This window comes from Chromobacterium sp. Rain0013 (assembly GCF_015291765.1).
Taxonomy (GTDB): Bacteria; Pseudomonadota; Gammaproteobacteria; order Burkholderiales; family Chromobacteriaceae; genus Chromobacterium; species Chromobacterium haemolyticum.
The window spans coordinates 3,791,033-3,816,364 of record NZ_CP031514.1; the positions used below are offsets into that span (position 1 = coordinate 3,791,033).

The following is a 25,332-nucleotide window of genomic DNA, read 5'->3' on the forward strand; positions in this document are numbered from 1 at the left end:
TCACGAAGCGCAGCAGATCGTGAACAGGTTCTAAGAACCAGCCAGCGCAAAAACGCCCGGACAGCCAAGCCGCTGTCCGGGCGTTTTCGTGAAGATGGCGCACTGCAACATTTTTGCCTTCCCCCATGTATACAGTCGTTGACTGAACAATACAGCAAACGCTAATATCCTTGCCTGCTGCGGGAGAGAGGGGCATACGCCCCCGCCGAAGACGCAAACTCCCATAATCGCTCAGGCCACAGTACCGCAGCCCATGGATACCAGCCGATTGGAGAGAGGCCCTAAGCGCCCGTTCATCATCTGCTACGCTTCAGCGACAACGCGTCAGATTATGTAACCGGCCCTTAGCCGCCCACCGAAGGGGCAAGTGACGCCCGGCAAAGCCCGCACACAGGCAGCGCCCGTCATCTAACTCTCAGGTAAAAGGACAAGGGGAGAGGCAATGCCGGCAACGCCGCGCTCATGCGCGGCTCGCCGGCCATGCTCAGAACGTGTTCACGATCTCGCGAGCAAGGACGAGACAAGGCGAAAACAGCTGAGAAAGCGGAATGTACTCCTGGTGCATGAGCATTTCGAAGCGGTAGGCGCCGCGTCTCGCGAAGCGCAGCAGATCGTGCACCAGCTCTCAAGGAAAACCCGTGTTCGAAACGCTTGCCCAGGCTGTGCGCCACCTGGCATGGCCCGCCCATTGCCAACCTATTTTCCCACCCGGCTTCGCCGCTCACCTCGGCGCCAGCCTGTTTGACCACTGCAACTACATGCTTACCCTGATCTATCTGATCGCCATCACCGCGGAAGCGATGACTGGCGCGCTGGCGGCCGGCCGCCGCAATATGGACATCTTCGGCGTCACCGTCATCGCCTTCCTCACCGCCCTGGGCGGCGGCACAGTGCGCGATATCGTGCTGGGCCGCTACCCGATAGGCTGGACCCAACACCCGGAATACGTCGGCCTCGTCATTGCCGGCGGCCTGGCCGCCGTGTTCGTGGCCCGCTACATGAAGCGCCTCAGCCGCGTCTTCCTGGTGCTGGACGCGCTGGGCCTGATCGCCTTCACCATCATAGGCTGCGGCGTGGCCCAGTCCATGGACTACCATCCGGTAGTGGTGGTGATGGCCGGCATGATCACCGGCATTGCCGGCGGCATCCTGCGCGACGTGCTGTGCAACCGCGTGCCCGTGGTCTTCCGTCAGGAGCTGTACGCCAGCGTCTCCTTCGCCGTGGCCCTGCTCTACTTGGGCCTGATCAAGCTGGGCGTGCCGCATGATCTCAACGTGCTGGCCAGCTTCGCCGTCGGCCTCACTATCCGCCTGGCCGCCATCTGGCGCGAATGGCGGCTGCCGGTGTTCATGTACCGGCACGACCTGCATTAACTAACCCTAGCTGTTTCACCGCTGCGCCAGGGCATCAGGATTAAATATCCGCCAGCAGCAGGAACAAGGCCGCCTGGCTGGAAACGCCCAGCTTGGCGTACAGATGGCGACGATGCACCTTGGCCGTTTCCAGTGAAATGCCCAGTTCACGGGCCACGCCCTTGGTCGAGTGGCCGCCGAGTATCAGCAAGGCCACTTCCACCTCGCGCTTGGTCAGCGGCGAGGAGCCCTGCGAGCGCAGCGCCTCCTCCCACTGCCGGCGGCTCTGCCTGCCCGCGTTCGCAGCCGGCTGATGCCGCCCTTCGTCCAGACGCGCGGCCAGCCGTGACAGGGGCAGCAACCAGGGTGCAAACAGATTGCAGACACCCAGATCTTGCTCGCTGAAGCGATGCTTGCAGCCCAGCGACAGGGACAGCACCCCCTCCGGCAGCGCTTGCAGGAACTGGATTTCATCCGCCACCACATTGCGCGAAAAGTAACGCCGAAAGTATTCCGTTTCCCTGAAACGGTCCGGTGCCACCTCGTCCAGCCGGTACACCCCAGCCGCCGGACACTTCAGCGCAAAGCCGTAAAACGGGTCCAGCAGATAGAGGCCACGCCTGTAGTCGGCGAACAGATCGTCATGAGCGTAATTCGCCGCGTGATCCGCCAGCACCAAGGGCGGGGCCTCCTGGCGAAACAGCAACACCACCCAGGTATCGAAACTCAGGTGTTCTCGCAGAAACGCGGCCAGTTGCTGCCAAAAGGCCGCATTGTCGACGCAGCCCAGCAAACGTCCCAATTGCTGGTGAAAAACCAAGTCCGCCACATTCAGCTGCATGCCAGCTACCTCGATCAGGTTAGTTTTACCCTCTGCCCTAACGCTTTCGCGTGATATCCACCGCGAAAGGGGCTGACTAGTATGGCTTCACCTTGCGCGACAAGACCAGCCACCACGTGAACACCCCTCTCCACCCGTCGCGCTGGTTGAATAGGAGTGATCGCCATGCCCTTGCAAGATCTGTCCTACTGGCAACGCCGCGCCGCCGATTTGCACCCGCCGTGCCAGGCCTTCATCAATGGCCAGTTCGTCCCTGCCACAGACCAAGGCACCTTCACCGACACCAGCCCGGTCAGCGGCCGGCCGTTGGCCGAAATCGCCCGCTGCGGCGAGGCGGATGTTGAACTGGCGGTGCGGGCCGCCCGCGCCAGCTTCGAATCCGGCGCCTGGTCGCGCCGCCACCCGCGCCAACGCAAGGCCGTGCTCCAAAAACTGGCCGCGCTGATCCGCGAACACGCCGACGAACTGGCCCTGTTGGACTGTCTGGACATCGGCAAACCCATCGCGGATGCGCGCAATATAGATGTGCCGGGCGCCGCCGGCGTGTTCGACTGGTACGCCGAAGCCGCCGACAAGCTGTACGGCGAGGTAGCCCCCGGGGCGGATAACGCGCTGGCCCTGGTCACCCGCGAACCGCTGGGCGTGGCGGCGGCGGTGATCCCGTGGAATTTCCCGCTGGACATGGCCGCGTGGAAGCTGGCGCCGGCGCTGATGGCCGGCAATAGCGTCATCCTGAAGCCGGCCGAGCAATCGCCGCTGTCGGCATTGCGTCTGGCCCAACTGGCGCGCGAGGCCGGCCTGCCGGACGGGGTGCTGAACGTGCTGCCGGGCTATGGTGAAGAGGTGGGCCGGCCGCTAGGCCTGCACCCGGACGTGGATAGCTTGAGCTTTACCGGCTCCACCGAAGTGGGCAAAGCTTTCCTGCGCTACGCGGCGGACTCCAATATGAAAAGAGTCGCGTTGGAATGCGGCGGCAAAAGCCCCAATCTGGTATTTGACGACTGCGATCTGGACGCCGCCGCCCGACACGCGGCCTTCGGCATTTTCTTCAACCAGGGCCAGGTGTGCTCCGCCAATTCCCGCCTCTTGCTGCAACGCTCCATTGCGGACGATTTTCTGGAACGCTTGCTGAGCGAGGCGAACGCCCTGCAACCCGGCAATCCCCTAGACCCAGCCACGCGCAGCGGCAGCATCGTCGACGCCCGCCAGGCCGGGCGCATCATGGATCACATCGACAAAGCCCGCCGCCAAGGCGCGCGCCTGCTCTGCGGGGGCGAGCGCTTCAGCATAGACGGCAGCGATTGCTACATCCGCCCCACCATCTTCACCGAGGTCCGGCCGGACATGGCGCTGGCGCGCGAGGAGGTCTTCGGCCCGGTGTTGGCCGTCATTCCCTTCGACACCGAAACCGAGGCCGTGGCCATCGCCAACGACAGCCGTTACGGGCTGGCCGCCTCGGTCTGGACCCGGGACCTGTCGCGCGCCCATCGTCTTGCGCGTCGGCTACGCGCCGGCACCGTCTCGGTCAATACCGTGGACGCCCTGGATCCCGGTCTGCCGTTTGGCGGCTGCAAACAATCCGGCTTTGGCCGCGACCTCTCGCTCCACGCCATCGACCACTACACCCACCTCAAAACCACCTGGGTGCAATTACAAAACGAGTAGCCGCCTGAGATCGGCCGTCCCGGAGTCACCACAACAAGACAATAGGAGACACACCATGCACAAGCCGCAAGCCCACCTTGCTCCGCCGCGGGCCGCCGCCCGCTCCTCCGCTCCCTTTCGCGCCAGCCTGGGGCTCCCCCCGCTGCTCGCCGTCGCCATCGGCCTCGTCGTGTCCCAAGGCGTCATGGTGCTGATGCTGCAAGGCGCCGGCATGGCCGGCATCGGATTTCTGATCCCGCTGAGCATGGCTTTCCTGCTGGCGCTCTGCTACGCCGTATCCTTCTCCGAGCTGGCGCTGATGATTCCCCGCGCAGGCAGCCTCAGCAGCTACACCGAAGTGGCCCTGGGACAGTTCCCCGCCATCCTGGCCACCTTTTCCGGCTATGTGGTGGTGGCCATGTTCGCCCTGTCGGCGGAGCTCCTGCTGCTGGACCGCATTGTCAACCAGGTCTACCCCGGCGTCTTTCCCCTCAACAGCGTCGCCTACGGCGTGTTGCTGATCTTCACCCTGCTCAATCTGCTGGGCATCGATGTGTTCGCCCGCCTGCAATCGGCGCTGACACTGGTGATGATCATCGCGCTGCTGGCGCTGGGGACCACCGCACTGAGCGGCGACGGCCCTCCCGCCCTTGCCCAGGCCGCCAATAGCGACTGGAACCCTCTGGGCGTTGGCGTGCTGACGCTGGGAGCGCTGGCGATCTGGGGTTTTGTCGGCGCAGAGTTCACCTGCCCGCTGGTGGAGGAAACCCGCCGCCCAGAACGCAATATCCCGCTGGCGATGATGCTGGGCCTCAGCGTGATCTTCATCACCATCGCCCTGTACTGCGTGGGCGCGCTCTATCACCTGCCGCGCGCCACCCTGACTGGCGCACCACTGCCACACCTCGAATACGCCACCGCGCTGCTGGGCCAGACCGGCAAGCTGACGGTGGTGGTCATCGCCTTCACCGCCACCTGCAGCACGCTCAACAGCTCCTTGGCGGCAGTGCCGCGCATGCTGTACGGCATGGCGCGCAACGGCCAGGTCTTTCCCCAGTTCAAACAGCTGAGCCGGCGCTACCGCACCCCATGGGTGGCCGTGCTGTTCGTCGCCCTGATCACCGGCGCGCCGGTGCTGCTGATGGGCGACGACCCTGACACCATCGGCCGGCTGTTGCTGGCGGCGGCCATCGCCTGGCTCCTGGCCTACATTATCTGCCACCTGGACGTGATAGCCCTGCGCCGCCGCTACCCCAAACTGGACCGCCCCTTCAAAACCCCGTTCTACCCACTGCCGCAATGCCTGGGCATCGTTGGCATGCTGATCGCCATTTACCACGTGTCTCCCAGTCCGGACATGAGCGTCGCTATCTTCGCCAGCGCCGGTATCGTGCTCGGCATCGTGTCCTTGATCGCCGTCCTGTGGATCAAGCTGGTGATGCGCAAACCGCTGTTCAGCCCGGAATCACTGGACCAGGCACTGACCCGCCAATAACCGAAAGCCGGGCTCAGCCCGGAGCATTCCTCATCAGGAGACCAGCATGAACACGACCGCCATGCCCCGCCGCAGCACCCGCGACTACCAGCAACTAGACGCCACCCACCACATCAACGCCTTTCTCGACCAGAAAGCCCTGAACCAAGAAGGTCCGCGGGTGATAGCCGAAGGCCGGGGCGTGTATCTATGGGATACGGACGGCAAGCGCTATCTGGACGGCATGTCCGGCCTATGGTGCACCCAGGTGGGCTACGGCCGGCAGGAACTGATAGCCGCCGCCGCCCAGCAATTGCAACAACTCAGCTATTACAATGTGTTCTTCCACACCACCCACCCGGCGGTGAACGAGCTCTCGGAACGGCTGTTTTCCCTGCTGCCCGGCGACTACCGCCACGTGATCTACACCAACTCCGGCTCCGAGTCCAACGAGCTGCTGATCCGCTGCGTGCGCCGCTATTGGGACGTGATGGGCAAGCCGGACAAAAAAATCTTCATCGGCCGCCACAACGGCTACCACGGCTCCACCGTGGGCAGCGCCAGCCTGGGCGGCATGAAGTTCATGCACGAGATGGGAGACCTGCCCATCCCCGGCGTGGAACACATTGGCGAGCCATACTGGTTCGCCCACGGCGGCGGACTCAGCCCGGAAGCGTTTGGCCGTCAATGCGCGCAAGAGCTGGAAGACAAGATTCTGGCGCTGGGCGCCGACAAGGTGGCCGCTTTCGTGGCCGAGCCCTTCCAGGGCGCCGGCGGCATGATTTTCCCGCCGGACAGCTATTGGCCGGAAATCCAGCGCATCTGCCGCCAGTACGACGTGCTGCTATGCGCTGACGAAGTGATAGGCGGCTTTGGCCGCACCGGAGAATGGTTCTCCCACCAGCATTTCAACTTTCAGCCGGACACGCTCAGCATCGCCAAGGGCCTGACCTCCGGCTACATCCCGATGGGCGGCTTGGTGCTGTCTCGCCGCATTGGCGAAACACTGGTGGAGCAAGGCGGCGTCTTCGCCCACGGCCTGACCTATTCCGGCCACCCGGTGGCCGCCGCCGTGGCGCTGGCCAACCTGGGCGTGCTGCAAGACGAAGGCCTAGTCGAGCGAGCCAGGACGGACACCGGCCCCTATCTGCAAGCCTGCCTGCGCGAAGTGTTCGGCAAACACCCGCTGGTGGGTGAAATCCAGGGCGTCGGCCTGGTGGCCGCCTTGCAGTTCTGCCGGGACAAAACCACGCGCCAGCGTTTCTCCGACGAAACCGACATCAGCTGGCGCTGCCGCAGCATAGGTTTTGATGAGGGCGTGATCATACGCTCCACGCTTGGCCGCATGATCATGGCGCCGGCGCTGGTGATCAGCCGCAGCGAAATAGACGAACTCATAGACAAGACCCGCATCGCAGTGGATCGCACCGCGGAGGAGATAGGGGCGCGCTAGATGGACGCATGAGCGGGCGGAAGGGGCGGCCAGGCTGCTGCCTGGCCTTTTCGTTTGGAACCCTAAACAATCTGACGAGAAACCCGCCACACCAAGCTATGGCCGCTTGGAACAGCGTTGCATCAACCGATGTCGCCTGGTGAGCGCGCCTTCAAAAAGCTCATGCACTGTGTGTACACTCCGCTTTCTCAGCCGTTTTCGCCTTATCTCGCCCTTGCACGCGAGATCGTAAACACGTTCTCAGCCGGCAGCGCTGCCCAATAATTGCAAACACAGCTCGCGCACGGCCTCTGCCTTGCGCGTCAGCCTCAAGGCCTGCGGCCAGGCCAGCATGATGGGTAGCCGCGGCACCTCGTCGGCGATATCCAGACAGGCCAGCTTGCCGCCGCCGTAAGCCATATCCACCTCCGGCCGCAAATTAAGCAAGGCATAGCCGAACCCCGCCGCCACCAACCCGCGCGCCAGTTCGAAATTGATGGTGCGCAGCCCCACTTTCGGCTCCAGCCGCTGCTGCCGGAACAAGGACAGGAAGTACTCGCGGCTGTGCGGCAGATCCAGCAACACCAAGGGCTCCGCCGCCAGTTCCGCCAGCGACACCGCGCCGCATCGCGCCAGAGGATGATCCGCCGCCACCAAGGCATAAGGGCGCGCGCCGGACAGCGGCATCTTGTGCAAGCTCTCCGGCAAACCCAGGTCATAGGCCAAAGCCAGCTCGATCCGCCCGTCCGCCAGCGCCTCCCGCAACTGCTGGGCGTCGCCTTCCAGCAAAACCACCTCCAGCTCGGGATAAGCGTCGCGCAAAGCGGACAACAGCCGCGGCAACAAGATGGGCGCGATAGTGGAGAAACAACCCAGCGTCACCCTGCCGCGCAAGGACTGGCTGATCTCCTGCGCCTGCGGCGTCAAATCCTCCGCATGCTTCAACAACTGACGCGCGGCGGCAATGAAGCTGCGCCCGGCTGGCGTCAGCGACACGCCGCGCGCGTGGTGGCGCATGAACAGCTGCAGACCGAACACCTCTTCCAACTGAGCGATGGCGCTGGACACGCCGGGCTGCGACGTGTGCAACGCCTTGGCCGCCGCGGTGACACTGCCATGATCCGCCACAGCGACCAGATAAGCCAATTGCCTCAGGGTATATTGCATAACTTAAAATTATCCAATGCAGAAGATATAACTATTTTCCGTATTCAGACTGGCTTCGTAGACTGCCCCTTGTCAAGCACGTAACAGGAGGCGTCAAGATGACAATCGAAAAAACAGACACGCTGATCATCGGCGGCGGCCAAGCCGGCATCGCCATCAGCGAACACCTGAGCCGCAACGATGTGCCCCACATCGTACTGGAGCGCCACCGCATCGCCGAACGCTGGCGCAGCCAACGCTGGGATTCACTAGTCTGCAACGGCCCAGCCTGGCATGACCGCTTTCCCGGCCTGGAATTCGCCGCTCTGGACCCGGACGCCTTCGCGCCCAAAGAGCGGGTGGCGGATTACCTCGAGGCTTACGCCAGGAAGTTCAACGCGCCCATCCGGACCGGAGTGGACGTGCTGAAAGTCAGCCGCAACTCAGACCGCGCCGGTTTCACCGCGGAAACCTCGGCTGGCGCGTTTGAAGCCGCACGCGTGGTAGCCGCCACCGGTCCCTTCCAAAAACCCGTCATTCCCTCTATCGCCCCCAAGGACCAGCCGCTGCTGCAAATCCACTCCGCCGACTACCGCAAGCCGGAACAGCTGCCGGAGGGCGCGGTGCTGGTGGTGGGCGCCGGCTCCTCCGGCGTGCAGATCGCCGACGAACTACAACGCGCCGGCAAACGCGTCTATCTATCCGTCGGCGCCCACAACCGCCCCCCGCGCAACTACCGTAACCGCGACTTCTGCTGGTGGCTGGGCGTATTGGGCGAATGGACCGCCACCGCCCCCAAACCGGACGCCGCCCACGTGACCATCGCCGTCAGCGGCGCGCGCGGCGGCCACACCGTGGATTTCCGTGCGCTGGCGCAACAAGGCATCACCCTGTTGGGCAGCACCCAATCGTTTGAACGCGGCGTGGCCCGTTTCGCCCCTGACCTGGCCGACAACCTCGCCCGCGGCGATGCTAACTACCTGGCTCTGCTGGCGGCGGCGGACGCCTATATCCAACGCAACCGGCTGGATCTGCCGGAGGAGCCGGCCGCGCGCCATATGCTGCCGGACCCGGAATGCGTGACCCAGCCCACTCTGGAACTGGACTTAGCCTCGGCCGGCGTCGCCAGCATCATCTGGGCCACCGGCTTCGCCACGGACTACAGCTGGCTGCAAGTCCAGGCGTTCAACGACCAAGGCCAGCCGCAACATCAGCGCGGCGTGTCCAGCGAGCCCGGCGTCTACTTCCTGGGCCTGCCCTGGCTGTCCCACCGCGGCTCCTCCTTCCTCTGGGGGGTATGGCACGATGCCCGCTTCATTGCCGATCACATCGCCACCCAACGCCAATACGCCGCCTACCGGGACGCCGGCCAGCGCGCCGCCCGCTAAAGGACACCATCATGACCCACACCCGCATCCGCCCGTTCAACACCCGGGAAACCTATCCGGAGCAAAACCTGGACAACGACCTGTGCCAGGCCGTGGTGGCCGGTAATCTCGTGTTTCTGCGCGGCCAGATTGGCCAAGACCTGGACAGCCGCGAATCCGTAGGCATAGGCGACGTGGCCGCCCAGGCCGAACAAGCGATGGCCAATGTGAAGCTGCTGCTGGAAGAAGCCGGCAGCGAACTGGGCGATATCTGCAAGATCGTGATCTACCTCACCGACCCGCGCTACCGGGAAGCCGTTTATCTGGTGGTGGGCCGATGGCTGAAAGGCGTCTACCCGGTATCCACCGGCCTGGTGGTGTCGGCGCTGGCTCGGCCGGAGTGGCTAGTGGAAATCGACGTCACCGCCGTCATCCCCGAGGAGCGCCGCCAATGACCTTCTCCATCGCGGCCCGCTGTCAGGACAGCGGCATGGTGGGCGTCGTCATCGCCTCCTCCAGCATCTGCGTGGCCAGCCGTTGCGCCCATGTGCGCGCCGGCGTGGGCGCCGCGCTGAGCCAGAACGTGAGCAACCCGCTGCTCGGCCCGCTGGCGCTGGACCTGATGGCTGCCGGCAGCGGGGATGCCGCGCTGAGCGCAGCCCTGCGCTCGGCGGATCCTCACCTGGAATGGCGGCAACTAGTGCTGGCCCCGCTGCAAGGCCGCCCGCAAGTCATCACCGGCCGGCATGCGCTGGGCCTGCATGGCGCCGCCACTGGCCGAGACTGCGCCGCCGGCGGCAACCTGCTGGCAACGTCCGAGCTGCCCCAAGCCATGGTAGCCGCCTACGAAGCCGGCGACGGCGGCCTGCCGGAACGCCTGCTGGCGGCGCTGCAAGCCGCTGTGGACGCGGGAGGAGAAGCCGGCCCCATCCATTCCGCCGGCCTGCTGGCCACTGGCGATACCGCATGGCCGGCCATCAACCTGCGCATAGATTGGAGCGACGGCCAGCCGGTGGCGGAACTGGCCGAGCTGTGGCGGCGCTACCAGCCGCAGATGGACGCCTACCTTACCCGAGCGCGATCGCCGCAGCATGCGCCCAGCTATGGCGTGGCGGGAGACCCATAATGCAACGCTACAGTTCGTTGGCCATGCTGAAACGGCTGGTCGGCTTCGACACCGTCAGCCACCGCTCCAACCTGGAACTGATTCACTTCGTGCGCGACTACCTGGCCGGCTGGGGCATCCCCAGCCAACTGATTGCCAACGAAGACGGCAGCAAGGCCAACCTCTACGCCACCATCGGCCCCGCGGACCAGGGCGGCGTGATGCTGGCCGGCCACACCGATGTGGTGCCGGTGGACGGCCAAGCCTGGAACAGCGACCCTTTCCGCCTCCAAGTGCGAGACCAACGCGCCTACGGCCGCGGCAGCGCCGACATGAAAGGCTTCATCGCCGCCGTGCTGGCCGCCGTGCCGGACTTCGCCGCCGCCCGGCTGCGCACCCCGCTGCATATCGCGCTCAGCTACGACGAAGAAATCGGCTGCATCGGCGTGCGCCGGCTACTGGACGTGCTGGGCGGGCTGCCGACGCTGCCCAGAATGGGCATAGTCGGCGAGCCCACGCTCATGCGCGTGGTGGCCGCCCACAAGGGCAAGCTCGCCTATCAAGTGCGCCTTCGCGGCAAGGCCGGACACTCCAGCCTGCCCCAGGCCGGCGTCAATGCCGTGGAATACGCGGCGGAGCTCATCGTCTTCATCCGCCAACTGGCGCGACAGCGCGCAACGGAAGGTCCGTTCGACCCGTTATATCCCGCGCCTCACACCACCCTTCATGTGGGCGCCATGCGTGGCGGCAGCGCTCTCAACATCATTCCCGAATACAGCGAATTCGAATTTGAAATCCGCCACCTGCCGGAAGACGAGCCGCAAACGCTGCTGGCCGCCATCATGGACTTTGCCCGCCAGCAACTGCTGCCCGCCATGCGCGCGGTGGACCCCGACGCCGACATCGTCTTCACCGAACGCAGCGCCTACCCCGGCCTGCTCACCGCGCCGGACGCCGAAGTGGTGCGCTTCGCGCAATCGCTGCTGGGCGACACCCGTCCGCCGGCCAAGGTCTCCTTCGGTACGGAAGCAGGCTTGTTCTCCCAACAAGTAGGCATCCCCACCGTGGTGCTAGGCCCCGGCAGCATCACCCAGGCGCACCAGCCGGACGAATGGCTGGCGCTGGAACAACTGAGCGCCTGCGACAGGCTGCTTGCCGTCCTGAGGCAGCGGCTTAGCGAGCCCGTTCCCTGACCGTAATGCGCCACGCCGGAACCTTCCCGCGCTTGCGGGGGCCTACCACGGTTACATCTCGCCCCGGACCGCCCCGCATGAAACCCGATACCCCCCAGGCCCAGCGCCTGAACGCCGCCATCGCCTGGGCGCACAGCCGCCCGGACGTGGACGCTCTGATCCTCACCGGCTCCTTTGCCCGAGACGACGGCAGCGTCGACATCCATTCCGATCTGGATTTGGAAATCATCAGTCCGAACCCGGCGGCGCTGGCCGACGACGACGGCTGGCTGCGCGACATCGGCCCCCTGATCACCGTGCTGCACCTGGGAGAAGGCCAAGCCTGGCCCACCCGCCTGGCCATCTACGCAGACGGCGTCAAAATCGACTTCACCCTGGCCGGCCCCGCCCGGCTGCAAGCCATGCGCAAGGACGGGCTGGACCCGCTGTACCAGCGCGGCTACCGCGTGCTGCTGGACAAAACCGGCGTGGCCCAAGGCCTGCCCGCGCCGCAAGGCCGCCCCGCCACGCCGGCCCTGCCCTGCGAGGAGCGCTTCCGTGAACGGGTGGAGGAATTCTGGTTCGAGGCCTTTCACATCCCCAAATACCTGGCCCGCGGCGAGCTGTTCGTCGTCAAATTGCGGGACTGGACCATGAAGGAACTGCTGCTGGAAATGCTGGAATGGCACGCCCACAGCCGCCCCGGCGCGGCGGCGGACTGCTGGCATATCGGCACCCGGCTGCAACACTGGGCCGAGCCTGAACACTGGCAGGCGCTGCAACAGGGGTTTGGCCGCTTCGACGCCGCCGACGCCGAACGCGCCTTCCACGCCACCCTGCGGCTATACAGCCAAGTGGCGCGCGAAGTGGCCGCCCGCGCCGGCTTCGACTACCCGGAAGCGGTGGAGGCCGGCATCCGCGACTTGATCCGCGCGCCGGCCTAAGAACCTGTTCAAAGTCTGCTGCGCTTCGTGAAGCGTTGCACGGTGAGTACGGCTTCGAAATGCTCATGTACCATTTGTACACTCCGCTTTCTCAGCCGCAACGCCTTGTCTCGCACTAGCTCGCGAGATCGTAAACCGGCTCTAAACCAACGGCGGCGCGGCGGCCCCCACCCGTCTCGCCAGGCGGGGGCCGCTTCCTTGGGCTTGACCTTTGGTCATGGTTAGATAGAATGCTCTATCTTTTAGGCGTTCGCTTCCGTTCGCCTTTCTCAGCCACGCGCCTCCTCTCAACGGAAGCACGCCAGCCAAGCCATACCGCAAACCGCCACGCCTCCCGTGGCCAGATACTTTGTCAGGAAATAAGATGCGTATCCACGCCCTTCTGCTGCCGCTAGCCCTTTACAGTGCGGCAGTTACCGCGGATTCATTCTCCCCCTCTCACCCGGCTTTTACCCAAATCAACAAGGCCATGACGGATAGTTTTCGCATGCAGCAACAACTGATGCGGATGCCCGCCCCGCCCGATAGGTTCAAGAGAGAGAATAAAGAAACACCGCCGCCTCAGGACGAGGCGGAGAAGGTTGATCGCCGGCAGGCGGAATCAGTAATAACGCCCCAACCACAGCCACGCACTGATGAGCAGAGCGATTAAAACAGGAGCGGAGTAAGCCCTGTCCCGCTTGGCGCCTTCGCCACCGGCGGCGCCGGGCTGAAACAGCGCCAAACGGGCACTTACAGTGGGGATATCTCGCTGACCTGATGCTGAAACACATAAGGATCGGACAACAGCTCAAACTGCTCATCGTCCGGATAAGTGACGGCGATATGGTAGTTGTCGCCGGCAAACGCCTTGACCGCCCCCAGATCCACCCAATTAAGAGCGGCTAACAAAAATCAGTTTCACGGCTGAGGCAAGGCGCGCCGACGCAGGCAGTACTTGAGTACGGCAAGTCGGCACAACGCAGCATCAGGAGTTTTGTTAGCCGCTCTCAAAGTGGCCAAAAAGAAATGCATCCACTCTCTCCGCACTTCCTGGCGGACAAAAGCGCCTAAATTGCCCTTGATGCTTCTGGAGTGCTGGACGCCAGTCCGTTCCAGATGCTCGGCAAACCACGCCTCACGCCCCAGGCATGCGCATCAACGCGCATGCCTGCGCTTTGCCATGCTTTAACGGCAGGTACATAGAGAGCGCTATGCACTCGCCGGTCGCAACGCTCGGTAATGCCAATCCCATCACGCGCCTGCCAAATCCTCTAGCGGATAGGCAGCTTGTTAATCTTGTTTCATCGCAGGAGTAACGACATGCCGCAATCTCTCTTCCCGCGCCGACGGCGCTACCGTACCCCGATCCTCGAAGCCCAGGAAGTTCTACTGCCCTTCGTCAGCCGCCTTCCCGGACGCACCTACCCGCACTACTGGCAAATGCCGCCCGCGCCGCCGAGGCCCACGCCTACGGCCGGGAATGCGCCGCCCACGTGCTGCAATGGTTCAAGGACAACCCGGCCTACGTGGGCCAGGGCCTGCTCAGCCGCATCGCTCGCGATATCGACTTCAGCCTAAGCGAGCAGCGCGGCTACTGGCTGGGCTTCTTCAATCATCTGGAATTGCTGATCTCGCTCAGCGCGCGGCGGATGAATGTCTACGCCTACACCGACCATCAACACCAGATGATGGACGCGCAGGTGGAGCGCTCCTTGCTGGAGCGACGGGTGTTGAAGAAGAGTAAGTAAAGGGAGGCCCCCGGCGAAAGCCGGGGGTTTGGTGTTATGGGCGCTTTGAGGTAGCACGTGCACTCGTCGGAGAAGCTAACTTTTCTTATGCTTTTCTGTATGAATGCACGAATCCCTTCCTCCCTGAACTGGCTGATCAACAAACGCGCCAGGCTCCTGAGTGACTTGCAGCAGTTAGAGGAGTCTCTCTCAGTGCAGCGTCAGTCGTTAGCGGCTGACGTACAAAAAGCCGAACAAGCTTTGGAGATGGCGCGCCATCGACTCCTGACTATGCCCGAGCACCTCGCAAGGGTGGTTGAAAATGCAAGGGCCAATCTAGCCGCAGTTGATGCTACCATTCGGCTGCATGAAGTGCAGATCGATCCGGAGATCATCCCACCTATCCGCAGTCATACGAAGAGAAGATGTTCCCGTTACGGCAACATGACAAGGATGGTCATTAATGTCCTACACGAAGCACAAACGACTCCCTTGACGACAGGCCAAATAGCGCTGTTGGTAGGGCCTGCCATGGGTGTCGAATTAGGCGGGAAGGAGTTCTCAGAATTTAGATTGAGTGTGCGATATCGTCTTAAGGACTTATGTAAGGAGGGACGGGTGCATCGAGTGGAACCGGGTCTCTGGATATTGCCAGGCTATCTCAGAGACCCATCCAGCTAACTAGCAATTAGCCTTTAAACAAAATTTCATTCTCACGATGATGGCCCTGCCAATATCCGCGCCACCATACGGATGGACCTTGATTGAAGAGTACAGTTAGCAGCAACTCCAGCTTTTGTCCGAATGCAACTCGCCGATTGTCTTCACGCCACGCAAACTCCGTTGCCCGATCTGCCATATATTTCGGCGTCGCCCGATGGGAAACCCCTTTGACCCATCTGCGCATCCGCGAGAAATAGCTTTCACACTGGTTATCATTCACCCCTTCGGGTGAAGAAAATTCAATTGAGTGATTAACAGTGCCATGTTGCCATTTTTTGCGCATTGCGACAGGGTCGACTTGATCGTCTAGCTTGGTATACGCAGGATTTTCGTCGGTCATGATATGCGAGCCAGGCGCAATATAACGATTCGCCAGGGCAGTGACATCAATCATATTTTCGCTTTTGCAGATGGCGGTAATGGTTCTTTCTCCGCCCTCTCCACGATTGAGTGATACCTGCCGCAATACGATCACAATCCGCCTATTTTTTCTGCATCGTTCCCAGTTTGTCCGATTGGTTCGCGAGCGTGGGGGCGTATCTTTAGCATTTCCCTTTTTCTTCTCGAACTTCTCTTTGACTCGGCCAGCAATTTCAACCAAACGATCAGATTTCCTGCGGCGCCGACCAAACCGTGGCATCCCACCAAAATGCGCGCCATCAATCTGGACAAGGCCAGATAGCGGCGTAAGATCTTGTGCCGTCATGAGTGCTTCTCGGATCTTTCCACCAAAGACGTGCGCTGTTTTGACCTGTACATCCATTTCATGGGATAAGCGATCGGTTGCAATGCCATTTGCGGCCTGTACGTACTGCATTAGACCTAACAACATTTTCTTATATGTCATTTTATGGCCATGGAGGGGCGTGCCAGATGTGACTGAAAAATAGGCATCGCAGTCTTTACATCGCCATTGGCGGCGTGCTTTGCGATAGTAATGGCGATTGATTGATCCGCAACTTGGGCAAACTTGCTGCTCGATAGATCGCCAGCGAACCTTGCAAAAATACTGGTGACATTCGTCTTCACTCATGTTTGCAACATGCATCAGGGTCAGGTCGCGAGCTGCGGCCGACTTAGTAAAAGGTTGAGCCATATCGATGTCCGGGAAAAATTATTCCTGGGCTGCGCGACAAACACAGCCACCCGCACCAGCGGTATCACCACTGGTGACCGGACCAGGTAGACGCGACAACGCGCATCGAGCGTAACTCGATGGTTGACATCGCATTCATTTGCACCGATACTAGTTCCAGAACGCCTCAGAAACGTTACTGAAACACCGCATCTAAAGCCCAGAGCTCCTCTGCAAAAGGAATTTGGGCTTTGTGCTTTCTGGTGTCCGGGTTTTGCGAAAAGCTATCTATCCGGATTACGTCATCCTGTTTTCCTCCCCTTCGTATCTTCCTGTCCTGCGGGTTCCGCGGCCCTGTTGGCCAGTGCTTCTAGCCAATCGGCAACCTCAGTAGTCAATGCAAACTTTCCACGCCTTCCAGGCACGGTGATAAGACGAACCTCTATCTGCTTCAGGCGTACAGCACGCCGAAATGATGCCGGCGAGGTAAAGCCAAGCGCCTGGTATAGGTCTGCCCTTCCAAGCAGCGGGCCATACCGCTCAAGAAGCAGCGCTCGGTAGTCAACTGACATATTCGCTCCTGTGCGTACGTTGACGTTCAAGCACGGCAACGAGTCCATTGAAGCAGGCAGCCCCTTCATCCGTCCTCCACTACATCTACGTCATTTCTGGTACTACTCATGTCACAGCACAAATCGTCAAAAACTCACTGAAAAATAAGGATAATTTTTATGACTTTGTGTTGGCGCGCCGGGGTGTATTTAGTATATTTATGTAATTTATGAACCCAAGCTAGGCGTAGATGGCGCAGCGGAAAAAGCAGGATTCAGAAGAGACCAAGAAAGGGCCGGCAGACAGTGAGTACTGGGAGTGGTTTGCCCCAGGCGCGGCCGAGCTTGAGCAGTTCGTTCAGCGCGCCAAGCTGCCTGGTGCGGCCCTGGCAGATGTGCATCCCGCCAAGCGGAGGCCTGGGCGTCGTCCAACTCCAATGCCGGAGAAGCTGCGGGCCTGGGTGTGGTATACGGAGGTACATGCTCGCACCCACCTAACGGACTATGCGCTCGATGGCCTTGTTAGCACTCGAAAAGGGGCCGATAGGGACAGAGTCTTCGAACGCATTAAACTTCGCGGAGCACTCCCCTCATCAGGTGCCGGCCAAATGCCAGGCATCTCACTTGGGAAGGAGATAGAAGCTTACCGTGATGATGAGGGAGGTCAGCCATTTGCGGGAACTTTGCCCCTCTTGGACTCACCTTTCTGGCATCTACTGTCCGATCAAAGGCTAGATCTGGCATGCACGAGGAATATCATTTCTAAGTGCTTGCTACTGAATGGGCTACAGCGTATTACAGGAAAATCTCGTGACTTCCTTGACTTGCAGCTCATCGGAACGGAGATTAAGGCTGGGCCAGGGGTGCCGAGTACACTACTTCAGCGTTACTTGTTCGTACTAGAGCAGGCGATGGAACGCATCCACCGTCCTCTGGATCGAGCTGGACTAGTCGGGGCACTCTTTCGTGAGGCCCATCTATTGTCCATCCTAGACCTATCATTTTGTCTGGCGGAGAAATTTCGAGAAGAGTTGCAGCGGCTTTGGGAGTTCCACTGGATGCAAAACTATGGCCAAGACCTTATCGATTATTCGATAAGGCAAGTCCTCTACCGAGAAATAGGGGCGCACCTAGACAGAACAGGCGGCGGCCTTCCCTCTTTTGAGACAGTAGTAGGCTTTATTGTCCCAAAAGAATAACTTTTCCTACGGGGGAATAGCACCTTAAAAAAACTATAGTTATCTGTGCGTATTCAGTGGCATGTACGACCATAGATTACACTGGTTCTATGCATGAGAGCGCATCACAGACAGTTGAAATCCGGTATGAAACAGAGAACAAGTTTGTATTCATCCTGTTCGGCCCCGCCATAAATTCGCAATATTCCTCGAACGTTTTGCACCGCTTTGTCGGGAAGTCGCCAGACGAACTCCGATAGCAGGCCTTCACAGTGACGCCCTTATCTAAGCGCTTCCTTTTGTCACGTGCATATCTCTCAAGAAGGCCACCGACAAATCCTTCTAGGGCTTGAGCACGAATCAAAACCCCATTTGAACCCTCATTACTACCTGCGGCCTCTGGGTACTTTTTATTCAACTTTCCCCAAATACTTGAGCGGAAGTCGTTTCTACAGAATGCTTTTTCTTCGATGATGCATACGTCGTCACTGGTGAGGAATCCTTTCTTGATGAACTGGATGATGCGGATTTTGCTGGAGTTGTCGCTGGAGTTCGACACGAAACTGAATTCGCAGATGCTCAGCGCGCTTAGCCAAAGCTCGCCGTTCATCCATAACCCTCTCAGAGGCTCGCATTCCGTGCCAAAAGTGTACAGATTGTAGATGTCGCCGGGATAGTCTCTGCTGGCGAACAATGTGCCCGTTTCAGCAAGGCTTGGCACGGACAATGCCCTAGTTTGGACCGAGACTTTTGGCAGGCTGGAAATAAGTAGTCCCGACTTAACAAGTTTCTTCTTCGGTCTTTCCTCTGGTCGAATAAATGGTAGGTACTTCCAATCGAAACAATTGATCGTAAAGCTGAAAGCGTCGCTACGATTAAGCCTGTCGTTGTACTTCGGGTTAAGAGTGTTTATCAGATATCTCTCCTGAATTGTCATATCTGATTCGCTTAGGCATCTAGAATAAATGACTATTTCCGTCTCATTGTAGCATTCGTCAGGAAGATGACCGCTATCTGTAAAATGGGTGCTCCGAATTCGACCCGTTAGGTTTTTTGTCTTTCCGACGTAAAGTGTTTTTTGATTAACATCGAGAAACTGGTAAACGAAGAAATTTTCTTTTTTCGGCACTATCTTCAATTTAAACTTCCTTATGCATCATTCTCGAATGGCATACTCTAATGTATGTATTTTTTAATCATTGATTCACATAGTTCAAGGTGCCCATAGGGATACTCGGTATCCAGCATTGACCCATCGCTCCTGTACCACTCCAGCAGAAAATTTTGAAATAACATCCCACGCACGACGGCAGGGGTGGCCTAACTCGAGTGCATCGAGCGATGCGCAATAGACAGGGTACTGCTCGATGAACAGATCCTTGCGGGCTGTTCTAGGGTTACTGAGCTGCTTTTCAAGAATGTCGAGTGTTGGCAGAAGCAAACCTATCAAACTCTCAAACTGCCCGGCAATTGCAATACCAGCAGGATCTGCATCCATGAAGGCGAGCACAGGAAGTTTAACGTTGGAGAGGAAACTAAGGACGTTATCAAACCTACTCTCGAAAGGGTCTCCACGATAAATCACCAAGGGCGATTGGAATTCTTCTGGCAAGTCGAACAATGTTTCATGGATTCGATTGAAGTTTTCGTAGTTTTCAACCACCAAAATACACGTATGCCCAATCTTGTCGGCAATCGCAGTCCAATCTGTGTCTAAATGGCTGCTCGGAGGCAGGAAGAGTTTCCTGTCCCCGATAACCAGCGGAGCATCCCCTAGGGCTTTAATAGATACACGGCCCCGCTTCAATGGGCTGCCTCCTGCTTTTTCATTTGGCGTCACAGCCAAACGTTCTCCACGAGACATCTCGGACACGTCGATAGGCCTGAGCGCGTAACCCTTCTTTGAAAGCCAGTCGCGCATCTCGTCCTTATCTTTGGCCGTGAAGTAAGCAGACCGCCCCCGCTTAGTTCCGAGCCCGCTATCGATCAATTCTTGGAGCGCATTAGTCAATGTGAACCGTTCTACATCCCGGGACACAATGCGCTGCATGGTCTTAGCCATTTTCTCGCTTAACATCATGGGACTCTTTTCATAACGATGGCGTCGCTGATCAACACATTGCCATCGAACATGGAATCTGAGTGACTGATCAAGCGAAGCATCCAGTCGGCCTCTTTCCCCTTGGTGTCATGCTCGGCCAACACCCGGAGTAGCCAGATATCTTCCGAAAAGCCACCTAAAACATCTGGATTTGCCCCCCACCACTCTCTCGCAGAGACCCCCTCGATCGACTTGGCTGCTTCTCGGAAAAAAAGCCGGATTGCCTTGCGGATTGGAGATTCAGGAGCCTTGAGTGCCTCATTGGCCAAGTCTTCTTCGATAAAGCCCGCCGGTCGCGTTCTTCGGCTCTTGCCAGCGTCGACATATGGCACTGCTCGTGCGATTTCAGCGAGGAACTCTTCATTCTCTGGCGAGCTGACATCCGGGTGTGTGCTTAGATTCAGCGGATTAGCATAGGTCAGCCATTCGGCCGGATTAGCGTCCTCATCCCAGTTCTTCGGTTCCCAGTCTAGATTTCGGTTGAGGTAAAGCGCGAAGGCCCGAAGGCGTTTGGCCCGCTCCTCAATCTTTCGGAACTCAAACAGGTATTGGTTGAGCGTGCCAAGAATTGACCACAACGACTCGGTAAACGCTGGTATCCGATCAAGTAGCAATGAACGGAATGACAAAGATAGTTCTTCGTGGCCAGCAAGTTGAAGTCCGATATCAGAGAAATGGAAACTTTCCAGGAGATCTACAAGTTGTTGCGTACGGTGCTGATAATGGAGATTCTGCGCCTTCTTTTCAGCGATCGTAGAGACCGCCGCAAACTTGGTGGCAACTTGGGCTTGTAGCACTGTCAGTTCATCATCGATGGCATCGGCGATATCACTGATTGCTTCCCGCGTTTCAACTTCGTAACGCTCACAATCTGAATCACGCCCCTCATCGAAGGCCACAAAGAAGCCATCTACTAGCTTCGTAAATCGCTCAAATCGCTCCCCCACGTTGGCGCCAATGGAGAACAAACGCTCGGTATTTAACGCCGCATTGAGGAACTGCCGGAAACTGGCACGAAGCTGGTACTCTTCTCTAATGTATGGTGACAAAAGCCGGTTTTGCAGGAGCTTTGCGATGTCCTTACTGTTCTCGTCGGTCTTTTGGATACTGCCTTGATGGTACGCAGAAGCAATTGTCCCACTAGTGGCGCTAAGCTTCTCCATCAGCAGAATTACCGGATCGATACCACTCATAGCAAGTGCCTCTGCTCTGGGTCGACCGCTTCCTCCCCCGCTGGCTCAGTGATGCCTTCGTTTTCCATCAAGAAGTCGATCACCTGATAGTAGTAGTCGAGTTTGCCTGTGAACCGATATAAGAGTTGCTCACGACTAATCTGGATCAGGTAGCCCCACCTCTCCATCTGCAAAATTACCTTGTCCAGCATGCTCTTTGGCGACGCATCCGAAACGACAAAATCTTTTGACAGCGATCCGAATTCCCGCAGCATCTCCGCTAAATGTGGATTCTGTGTGGCCGCGCTGAGTAGCATGGTGTACTCAAGACGATCCCCTGGCACCGGGCTGCTGTCTTTCTTTTCTACTTCCATGCATAGCGTAAGGAACTGCACTAATGGCCGGATCGTTTGCTTGATGCTGGCGAATACGCGCTTTATCTCTTGGCGCTCTGCGGTAGACGTTCTTTTCCATGTGACATAATACGCTTGCCCATTTGGCGTCATGGCCAATCGTCGGCCAAGCCTTTCCAAGAAAGTTGATACCTCTTGCCGTGCCGAGTCTGTACTGAGCCACCGAAAAGCCTCCGGTGTTGTCGTTTCACAAACAAAAGCCCCTTCCAGTAACCGAGTCGTGACCAGTTCAAACATGACTTACCTCCTTGTTCTCGGTACTAACTTCATCGAGACTAATCATCCCGATTTTCCTGCCAGGTAGGATTTTGTAGTTCTTGCTAAACAACTCGGCCAAGTCAAGATCCACATCAGGAAATGCGGAGATCATGGTGATATGATTTTGACTCATGAGGCGAAGTAACGTTTTCGCATTTGGAAAACTTAAATCCTTCAGCTCATCGACGACAAATGGGACCACTACTGGTTCTGTACCACGGATACGGTTTACAAACCCGATCAGCACAATACAGAGAATAATGTACGAAAGACCATTGCTACTCATCTGGGCAAGCTCTTGCTCATTACTGGCAGTTTTGTTGCCCTGATTGTTCACATTAGCACTTATCTTCAGGCTAATAAGATCCACCGGATCGGCTATCAGCCCGGTCTCTTCACTGACCACTCGAGCAACCGCTCGGGCCGCATCCACAAAACTTGCTGGGGGCAACACATATGAACCGGCCGCATGCCATGCATCGTATTCTCGATGCAGGTTACCGACGGCTTCCCAATAATCTTGGGTATCGATATTCGCCCGGATCTCGGTGTTCACATCAGAGATGCTTGCAAAAGCGGAGCCCTGCCCGAGACTGTCACGTAGCTGGCTGGCAAAGATGCTGACATTTTTCTTGAAATCGTTGAGATTATTCCAGAAGGCAGAGATTTTCTGGGCCATGGTCTTGCCTTGCTGCAATAGGGAGTTTCGATTTACCACATGCTCTTCGTTGAACCAGCTACGGAAGACCTCTAGCCATTCGTACTCTTTGCCTGGTACGGGATACCCCAAACGGGTCAGCTCCGTAGTGTAAAATTTCTCCGGACCGGTGCCGGCGTATGCCGACATCTGCCGTCTTAATTTCTCGACTCCACGTCGAATAACATCTCGATGTTGAGATAATTCATCCTGTAGGCGCTTGCGTTGGCTGGAAATCTGGTCGATATCAAACTCCAGCACATCACCGGCCAACGATTCCAGGATGTCGATATCCAACGGCCAAGCAGAGAGCTCCCTTAGCTGATTCTGCGTTTTAGTCAATAGTGCGCGGGTAGTGACGATATGCTGCTCTATCTGATGGATCTTCTCCTGCTGTGCGCCTAGATCCTCATCGCGCTGCCTAGCCAGAGCAGTCAACCTCATCTCGCTCTGCACTTCTTTCCCTTTGGCTCCTTCTAGCTCCTTTTCCTTTGCAGTTTTTTGCGACCACGTGTGATCCAACCACTCCCGATACTGAGCCACTTCGTGGCGCAGATCCTGGGCTTCTGCGATGCGCCTTTCGAGGGTTCTAATCCTGTCACGAATACTTTCAAGAACGTCAGTGGCAACGCCTTTGCTTTTCAAGCTCGCGGTTCTATCCTGGTCGATTTGGGTGAGCCTCTCTTCCAGTTCACTCGCCAAAATGTGCTCTTGTTCCGTGATTTGTTCCAGTTCCTCCCTCTCTGATGCATTGAGTGCCCGTAATGCGGCATCATAGGATTGGCTGGCATCAATCAGTTCGGCCTTGTGCTTCTGCTTGATTTCCAGAACATGGGTGTTAGCCATCTCAAGGTTATTATTACAATTAGCTAACCTTTCTTTAGCCCCTGCAACGGCCAGGGCATGGCTTTGCTGTACCTTGATTGTCGCGCCCCTGACCGCTTCCTCGGCCGCTGTTCTGGCATTTTTAGCTGTCAGTACCTGAAACTCATGCTGGCCCAGGCTGGCTTTTGCATCTCTGATCAGCCCCCCTTTATCCTCTAGCGCCGCGTGTAGCGCATGGAGCTCTGCTGTTTTTACCTCGAGACGATTCTTTGCTAATTTGATTTCTTCTTGTATGGCTTCTTCGTTGCTGAAAAGCCCGGCCTGAAGTTTTTCGAGATCGATCGCTACACCGTAGAGGTTATCTCCTTCGCTCAAGGCAGGGGACAAGTCTGTCCGTAGCAGCGTCTCCGCAGACACCAGTCGGCCAATATTCGATGCCCAATCAGGCTTGTGATGCCGCAAGAAACCGAGAAGCGTGTGTTCTCCAGCATTGTCGGCGGCAAGTAGGTTATCCAGCTCTAGTTGGGCCTTCTCTATCGCCTGATTGTGTGTAGTGATCTGCTGCTCAAGGGAGCTAAATTCTCGAGTCAGCTTTTGATAGGTATTCCTTAGCGGCTCTTCCTGTTCGCGCAGCGCCTCGAGGTCGTACATAGCGGTCTGCTGACGCTCGCGAGCGGCTCCCAAAGCATCTTCAAGAGCAGATTCAGCGCGGGCATTATTCACTTCGCCTTCCAGGCGTGCCTTTTGGCCCGTCAGATCAGTGACAGCCTTCTGCGCCTTTTCCAACTCCACCACATGGGCTTCACGAATATTGTTCGTACTTTCCTTATCTGCCGCAGCGAGAGCGGTTTTCTCTTGGGAATATGCTGTAATCACACGACTTCGCGCTTGCTCAAGAGTGGATTTTCTCGCTCCTGAGACCGTCTTCGCTTGATCTGCCATCTCATCGAAGACTTGAGTGATCGACTTAACCTGGCTTTCCAGATCACTAAGTTGCTTTACAAGTGGTGCTCTCTCATCGTTGAGGCTGTCCAATGCATCGACTTTTACCACTTTGCCGGCAAGATTATTTTGGTCAAAGTAGGATTTTCGGGCCAAAAGCTGTGCAAGAAAATCTCGAATACTCTTGGTTGCGCCCTGAGCAAGGGACAATTGATCAGCCAGATGCTGGTATTCACCAGAATACTTGGACTGGCTCGCTGACAAATTATTTTTTGCGGTGAGCAACGAGCTCTCGGCTTCATCAATTTGCTGCCGGTAGTAGTCGTGTAACAGCTTTGTTTGCGAGTGGAGCTTGGTGAAACCGATTTCGGCAATGCGCCGGTGATGGTCCGATGTTTCAAGCTCAGACATCAAAGGTGACATTGCCATTAATTCAAAATGCGCTTCGTATTCAGCTACCCAATTGGTTAGATCCCGCCGCCCCGTACGTAGCATGAAGCCTTCGTCATTTGGCAGTACCGCTGAAACAATCATTCGCTTCAAGTCAAAGAAAGTGGTGGCTCGCTGAAGGATACCGGTAACAACCCGCTCAAGATGCGTGAGCCGGCCAGTGCCACCAGCAAATGAAAAGCGTGCAGCCAGGTTGCGAAATTCACGGCTGGCGGTGTTTTGGATGACCTGCTGGTATTGATGTAGAGACAGCGCCTTCGAAATGAACACACCCTGCTTGTCAACATGCCGATAGAGGTCGCGAGACTGGACAACCTGGCCGCTGTCCTTGAACAGCTCCAACTTGAAGGCGCTATCGATAAAGCGGTACTCGACCCCATCCCCAGTCTGTCCACTCGCATGGATGATGGCCAGGGCCTTCTGCCCTCGACGCTGATACTCGAAGACGACATAGGAGGCTGTCGTCGGGAAGTAATATCTTCCGAACCGCTCCGTCACAGCATTGCCTTTGATAATTCGCGACGGGCGCTCGCCAAAGAACATTGGCAGGAGCCGCAGCAATGTGGTCTTCCCGGCACCATTCTCACCATTGATCGTAATGTGGTCGCTGACATCAACCTCGGCAATACGATTCCGACAGTAAGAGTCAATGAGGATGATGCGCAGTAGTCGATAGTCCAAAGCCTGCCCCTTTGATGATACGATGTTATCGTATAAGATAAGTTATCGTATATGATAAATGCCAAATGCACAATGGGTGA

Annotated in this window: 20 protein-coding genes and 2 riboswitches; of the genes, 11 read left to right on the forward strand and 9 right to left on the reverse strand. The window is 58.2% G+C overall.

All coding sequences use genetic code 11. From position 1 onward, the window contains the following. Positions 1-170 precede the first annotated feature (170 nt). A riboswitch (glycine riboswitch) is annotated at positions 171-257 on the forward strand. Position 258: 1 nt separating this feature from the next. Beyond that, positions 259-441, forward strand: a riboswitch (glycine riboswitch). A 197-nt stretch (positions 442-638) separates the two neighbouring features. Further along, on the forward strand, positions 639-1,373 hold the full coding sequence (locus DXT74_RS17405; protein WP_231138216.1) for a trimeric intracellular cation channel family protein: 735 nt from the start codon (positions 639-641) through the stop codon (positions 1,371-1,373). Positions 1,374-1,413: 40 nt separating this feature from the next. Here DXT74_RS17405 and DXT74_RS17410 read toward each other — a convergent pair whose 3' ends face one another. Then, positions 1,414-2,193, reverse strand: coding sequence for a helix-turn-helix transcriptional regulator (locus DXT74_RS17410; RefSeq protein ID WP_194426581.1), 780 nt, complete (start codon positions 2,191-2,193; stop codon positions 1,414-1,416). 165 nt (positions 2,194-2,358) lie between these two features. Between DXT74_RS17410 and DXT74_RS17415 the strand changes: the two genes are divergently transcribed. From DXT74_RS17415 to DXT74_RS17425, 3 genes are read left to right on the forward strand one after another with little or no spacing between them, the layout of a single operon-like run. Then, positions 2,359-3,858, forward strand: a complete 1,500-nt coding sequence (locus DXT74_RS17415) for an aldehyde dehydrogenase (protein ID WP_196783783.1) — start codon at positions 2,359-2,361, stop codon at positions 3,856-3,858. Positions 3,859-3,913: 55 nt separating this feature from the next. After that, on the forward strand, positions 3,914-5,332 hold the full coding sequence (locus DXT74_RS17420) for an APC family permease (protein ID WP_194426582.1): 1,419 nt from the start codon (positions 3,914-3,916) through the stop codon (positions 5,330-5,332). A gap of 46 nt (positions 5,333-5,378) precedes the next feature. After that, entirely contained in the window at positions 5,379-6,764 is a 1,386-nt protein-coding gene (locus DXT74_RS17425; protein WP_194426583.1) for an aspartate aminotransferase family protein, read from the forward strand. Positions 6,765-7,004: 240 nt separating this feature from the next. Here DXT74_RS17425 and DXT74_RS17430 read toward each other — a convergent pair whose 3' ends face one another. Beyond that, the gene (locus DXT74_RS17430; RefSeq protein ID WP_194426584.1) at positions 7,005-7,910 is read right to left on the reverse strand and encodes a LysR family transcriptional regulator; all 906 of its coding nucleotides are present in this window, start codon (positions 7,908-7,910) and stop codon (positions 7,005-7,007) included. A 98-nt stretch (positions 7,911-8,008) separates the two neighbouring features. On the opposite strand from DXT74_RS17430, the gene DXT74_RS17435 reads away from it, so the two are divergent. The 6 genes from DXT74_RS17435 to DXT74_RS17460 all read left to right on the forward strand — a co-directional run bounded on the left by DXT74_RS17435 (position 8,009) and on the right by DXT74_RS17460 (position 13,129). Further along, the gene (locus tag DXT74_RS17435) at positions 8,009-9,277 is read left to right on the forward strand and encodes an NAD(P)/FAD-dependent oxidoreductase (RefSeq protein WP_081556338.1); all 1,269 of its coding nucleotides are present in this window, start codon (positions 8,009-8,011) and stop codon (positions 9,275-9,277) included. 11 nt (positions 9,278-9,288) lie between these two features. After that, positions 9,289-9,711 (forward strand): RidA family protein, encoded by a 423-nt coding sequence (locus DXT74_RS17440; RefSeq protein WP_043638800.1) that lies wholly within the window; start codon positions 9,289-9,291, stop codon positions 9,709-9,711. Continuing rightward, positions 9,708-10,382 carry a DUF1028 domain-containing protein gene (locus DXT74_RS17445; protein ID WP_194426585.1) on the forward strand — a complete coding sequence of 225 codons (675 nt, stop codon included), beginning with the start codon at positions 9,708-9,710 and terminating at the stop codon, positions 10,380-10,382. Before DXT74_RS17440 ends, DXT74_RS17445 begins: the two co-directional genes overlap by 4 nt. Next, the gene (gene argE / locus DXT74_RS17450) at positions 10,382-11,554 is read left to right on the forward strand and encodes an acetylornithine deacetylase (RefSeq protein ID WP_194426586.1); all 1,173 of its coding nucleotides are present in this window, start codon (positions 10,382-10,384) and stop codon (positions 11,552-11,554) included. Before DXT74_RS17445 ends, argE begins: the two co-directional genes overlap by 1 nt. 77 nt (positions 11,555-11,631) lie before the next feature. Then, entirely contained in the window at positions 11,632-12,477 is an 846-nt protein-coding gene (locus DXT74_RS17455; RefSeq protein WP_194426587.1) for an aminoglycoside 6-adenylyltransferase, read from the forward strand. Between the two features lie 364 nt (positions 12,478-12,841). Beyond that, a complete protein-coding gene (locus tag DXT74_RS17460; RefSeq protein ID WP_194426588.1) occupies positions 12,842-13,129 on the forward strand; it encodes a hypothetical protein in 288 nt (95 codons plus the stop codon). Between the two features lie 80 nt (positions 13,130-13,209). Here the strand turns inward: DXT74_RS17460 and DXT74_RS17465 are convergent, their stop codons facing one another. Then, a complete protein-coding gene (locus DXT74_RS17465) occupies positions 13,210-13,368 on the reverse strand; it encodes an antibiotic biosynthesis monooxygenase (RefSeq protein ID WP_194426589.1) in 159 nt (52 codons plus the stop codon). Positions 13,369-13,952: 584 nt separating this feature from the next. Between DXT74_RS17465 and DXT74_RS17470 the strand changes: the two genes are divergently transcribed. Further along, entirely contained in the window at positions 13,953-14,207 is a 255-nt protein-coding gene (locus DXT74_RS17470) for a hypothetical protein (RefSeq protein ID WP_194426590.1), read from the forward strand. A gap of 667 nt (positions 14,208-14,874) precedes the next feature. On the opposite strand, the gene DXT74_RS17475 is transcribed toward DXT74_RS17470, so the two are convergent. The 6 genes from DXT74_RS17475 to DXT74_RS17500 form a co-directional block, all read right to left on the reverse strand. Beyond that, positions 14,875-16,005, reverse strand: a complete 1,131-nt coding sequence (locus tag DXT74_RS17475) for an IS1595 family transposase (protein WP_194426591.1) — start codon at positions 16,003-16,005, stop codon at positions 14,875-14,877. Positions 16,006-17,810: 1,805 nt separating this feature from the next. After that, positions 17,811-18,842 (reverse strand): GIY-YIG nuclease family protein, encoded by a 1,032-nt coding sequence (locus tag DXT74_RS17480; protein ID WP_231138348.1) that lies wholly within the window; start codon positions 18,840-18,842, stop codon positions 17,811-17,813. Positions 18,843-18,926: 84 nt separating this feature from the next. Further along, a complete protein-coding gene (locus DXT74_RS17485; RefSeq protein ID WP_194426593.1) occupies positions 18,927-19,793 on the reverse strand; it encodes a hypothetical protein in 867 nt (288 codons plus the stop codon). Next, positions 19,790-21,007, reverse strand: a complete 1,218-nt coding sequence (locus DXT74_RS17490; RefSeq protein WP_194426594.1) for a hypothetical protein — start codon at positions 21,005-21,007, stop codon at positions 19,790-19,792. Before DXT74_RS17490 ends, DXT74_RS17485 begins: the two co-directional genes overlap by 4 nt. Then, on the reverse strand, positions 21,004-21,636 hold the full coding sequence (locus DXT74_RS17495) for a hypothetical protein (protein WP_194426595.1): 633 nt from the start codon (positions 21,634-21,636) through the stop codon (positions 21,004-21,006). The genes DXT74_RS17490 and DXT74_RS17495 overlap by 4 nt, the downstream gene beginning before the upstream one ends. Then, positions 21,629-25,252, reverse strand: a complete 3,624-nt coding sequence (locus tag DXT74_RS17500; protein WP_194426596.1) for an ATP-binding protein — start codon at positions 25,250-25,252, stop codon at positions 21,629-21,631. The genes DXT74_RS17495 and DXT74_RS17500 overlap by 8 nt, the downstream gene beginning before the upstream one ends. Positions 25,253-25,332 lie beyond the last annotated feature (80 nt).

Coding starts and splice junctions, on each gene's coding strand:
- DXT74_RS17460 (WP_194426588.1), top strand. CDS start 12,842: ATGCGTATCCACGCCCTTCTGCTGCCGCTAGCCCTTTACAGTGCGGCA.
- DXT74_RS17415 (WP_196783783.1), top strand. CDS start 2,359: ATGCCCTTGCAAGATCTGTCCTACTGGCAACGCCGCGCCGCCGATTTG.
- DXT74_RS17420 (WP_194426582.1), top strand. CDS start 3,914: ATGCACAAGCCGCAAGCCCACCTTGCTCCGCCGCGGGCCGCCGCCCGC.
- DXT74_RS17430 (WP_194426584.1), bottom strand. CDS start 7,910: ATGCAATATACCCTGAGGCAATTGGCTTATCTGGTCGCTGTGGCGGAT.
- DXT74_RS17475 (WP_194426591.1), bottom strand. CDS start 16,005: ATGGCTCAACCTTTTACTAAGTCGGCCGCAGCTCGCGACCTGACCCTG.
- DXT74_RS17410 (WP_194426581.1), bottom strand. CDS start 2,193: ATGCAGCTGAATGTGGCGGACTTGGTTTTTCACCAGCAATTGGGACGT.
- DXT74_RS17440 (WP_043638800.1), top strand. CDS start 9,289: ATGACCCACACCCGCATCCGCCCGTTCAACACCCGGGAAACCTATCCG.
- DXT74_RS17495 (WP_194426595.1), bottom strand. CDS start 21,636: ATGTTTGAACTGGTCACGACTCGGTTACTGGAAGGGGCTTTTGTTTGT.
- argE (WP_194426586.1), top strand. CDS start 10,382: ATGCAACGCTACAGTTCGTTGGCCATGCTGAAACGGCTGGTCGGCTTC.
- DXT74_RS17445 (WP_194426585.1), top strand. CDS start 9,708: ATGACCTTCTCCATCGCGGCCCGCTGTCAGGACAGCGGCATGGTGGGC.
- DXT74_RS17485 (WP_194426593.1), bottom strand. CDS start 19,793: ATGATGTTAAGCGAGAAAATGGCTAAGACCATGCAGCGCATTGTGTCC.
- DXT74_RS17435 (WP_081556338.1), top strand. CDS start 8,009: ATGACAATCGAAAAAACAGACACGCTGATCATCGGCGGCGGCCAAGCC.
- DXT74_RS17425 (WP_194426583.1), top strand. CDS start 5,379: ATGAACACGACCGCCATGCCCCGCCGCAGCACCCGCGACTACCAGCAA.
- DXT74_RS17490 (WP_194426594.1), bottom strand. CDS start 21,007: ATGAGTGGTATCGATCCGGTAATTCTGCTGATGGAGAAGCTTAGCGCC.
- DXT74_RS17455 (WP_194426587.1), top strand. CDS start 11,632: ATGAAACCCGATACCCCCCAGGCCCAGCGCCTGAACGCCGCCATCGCC.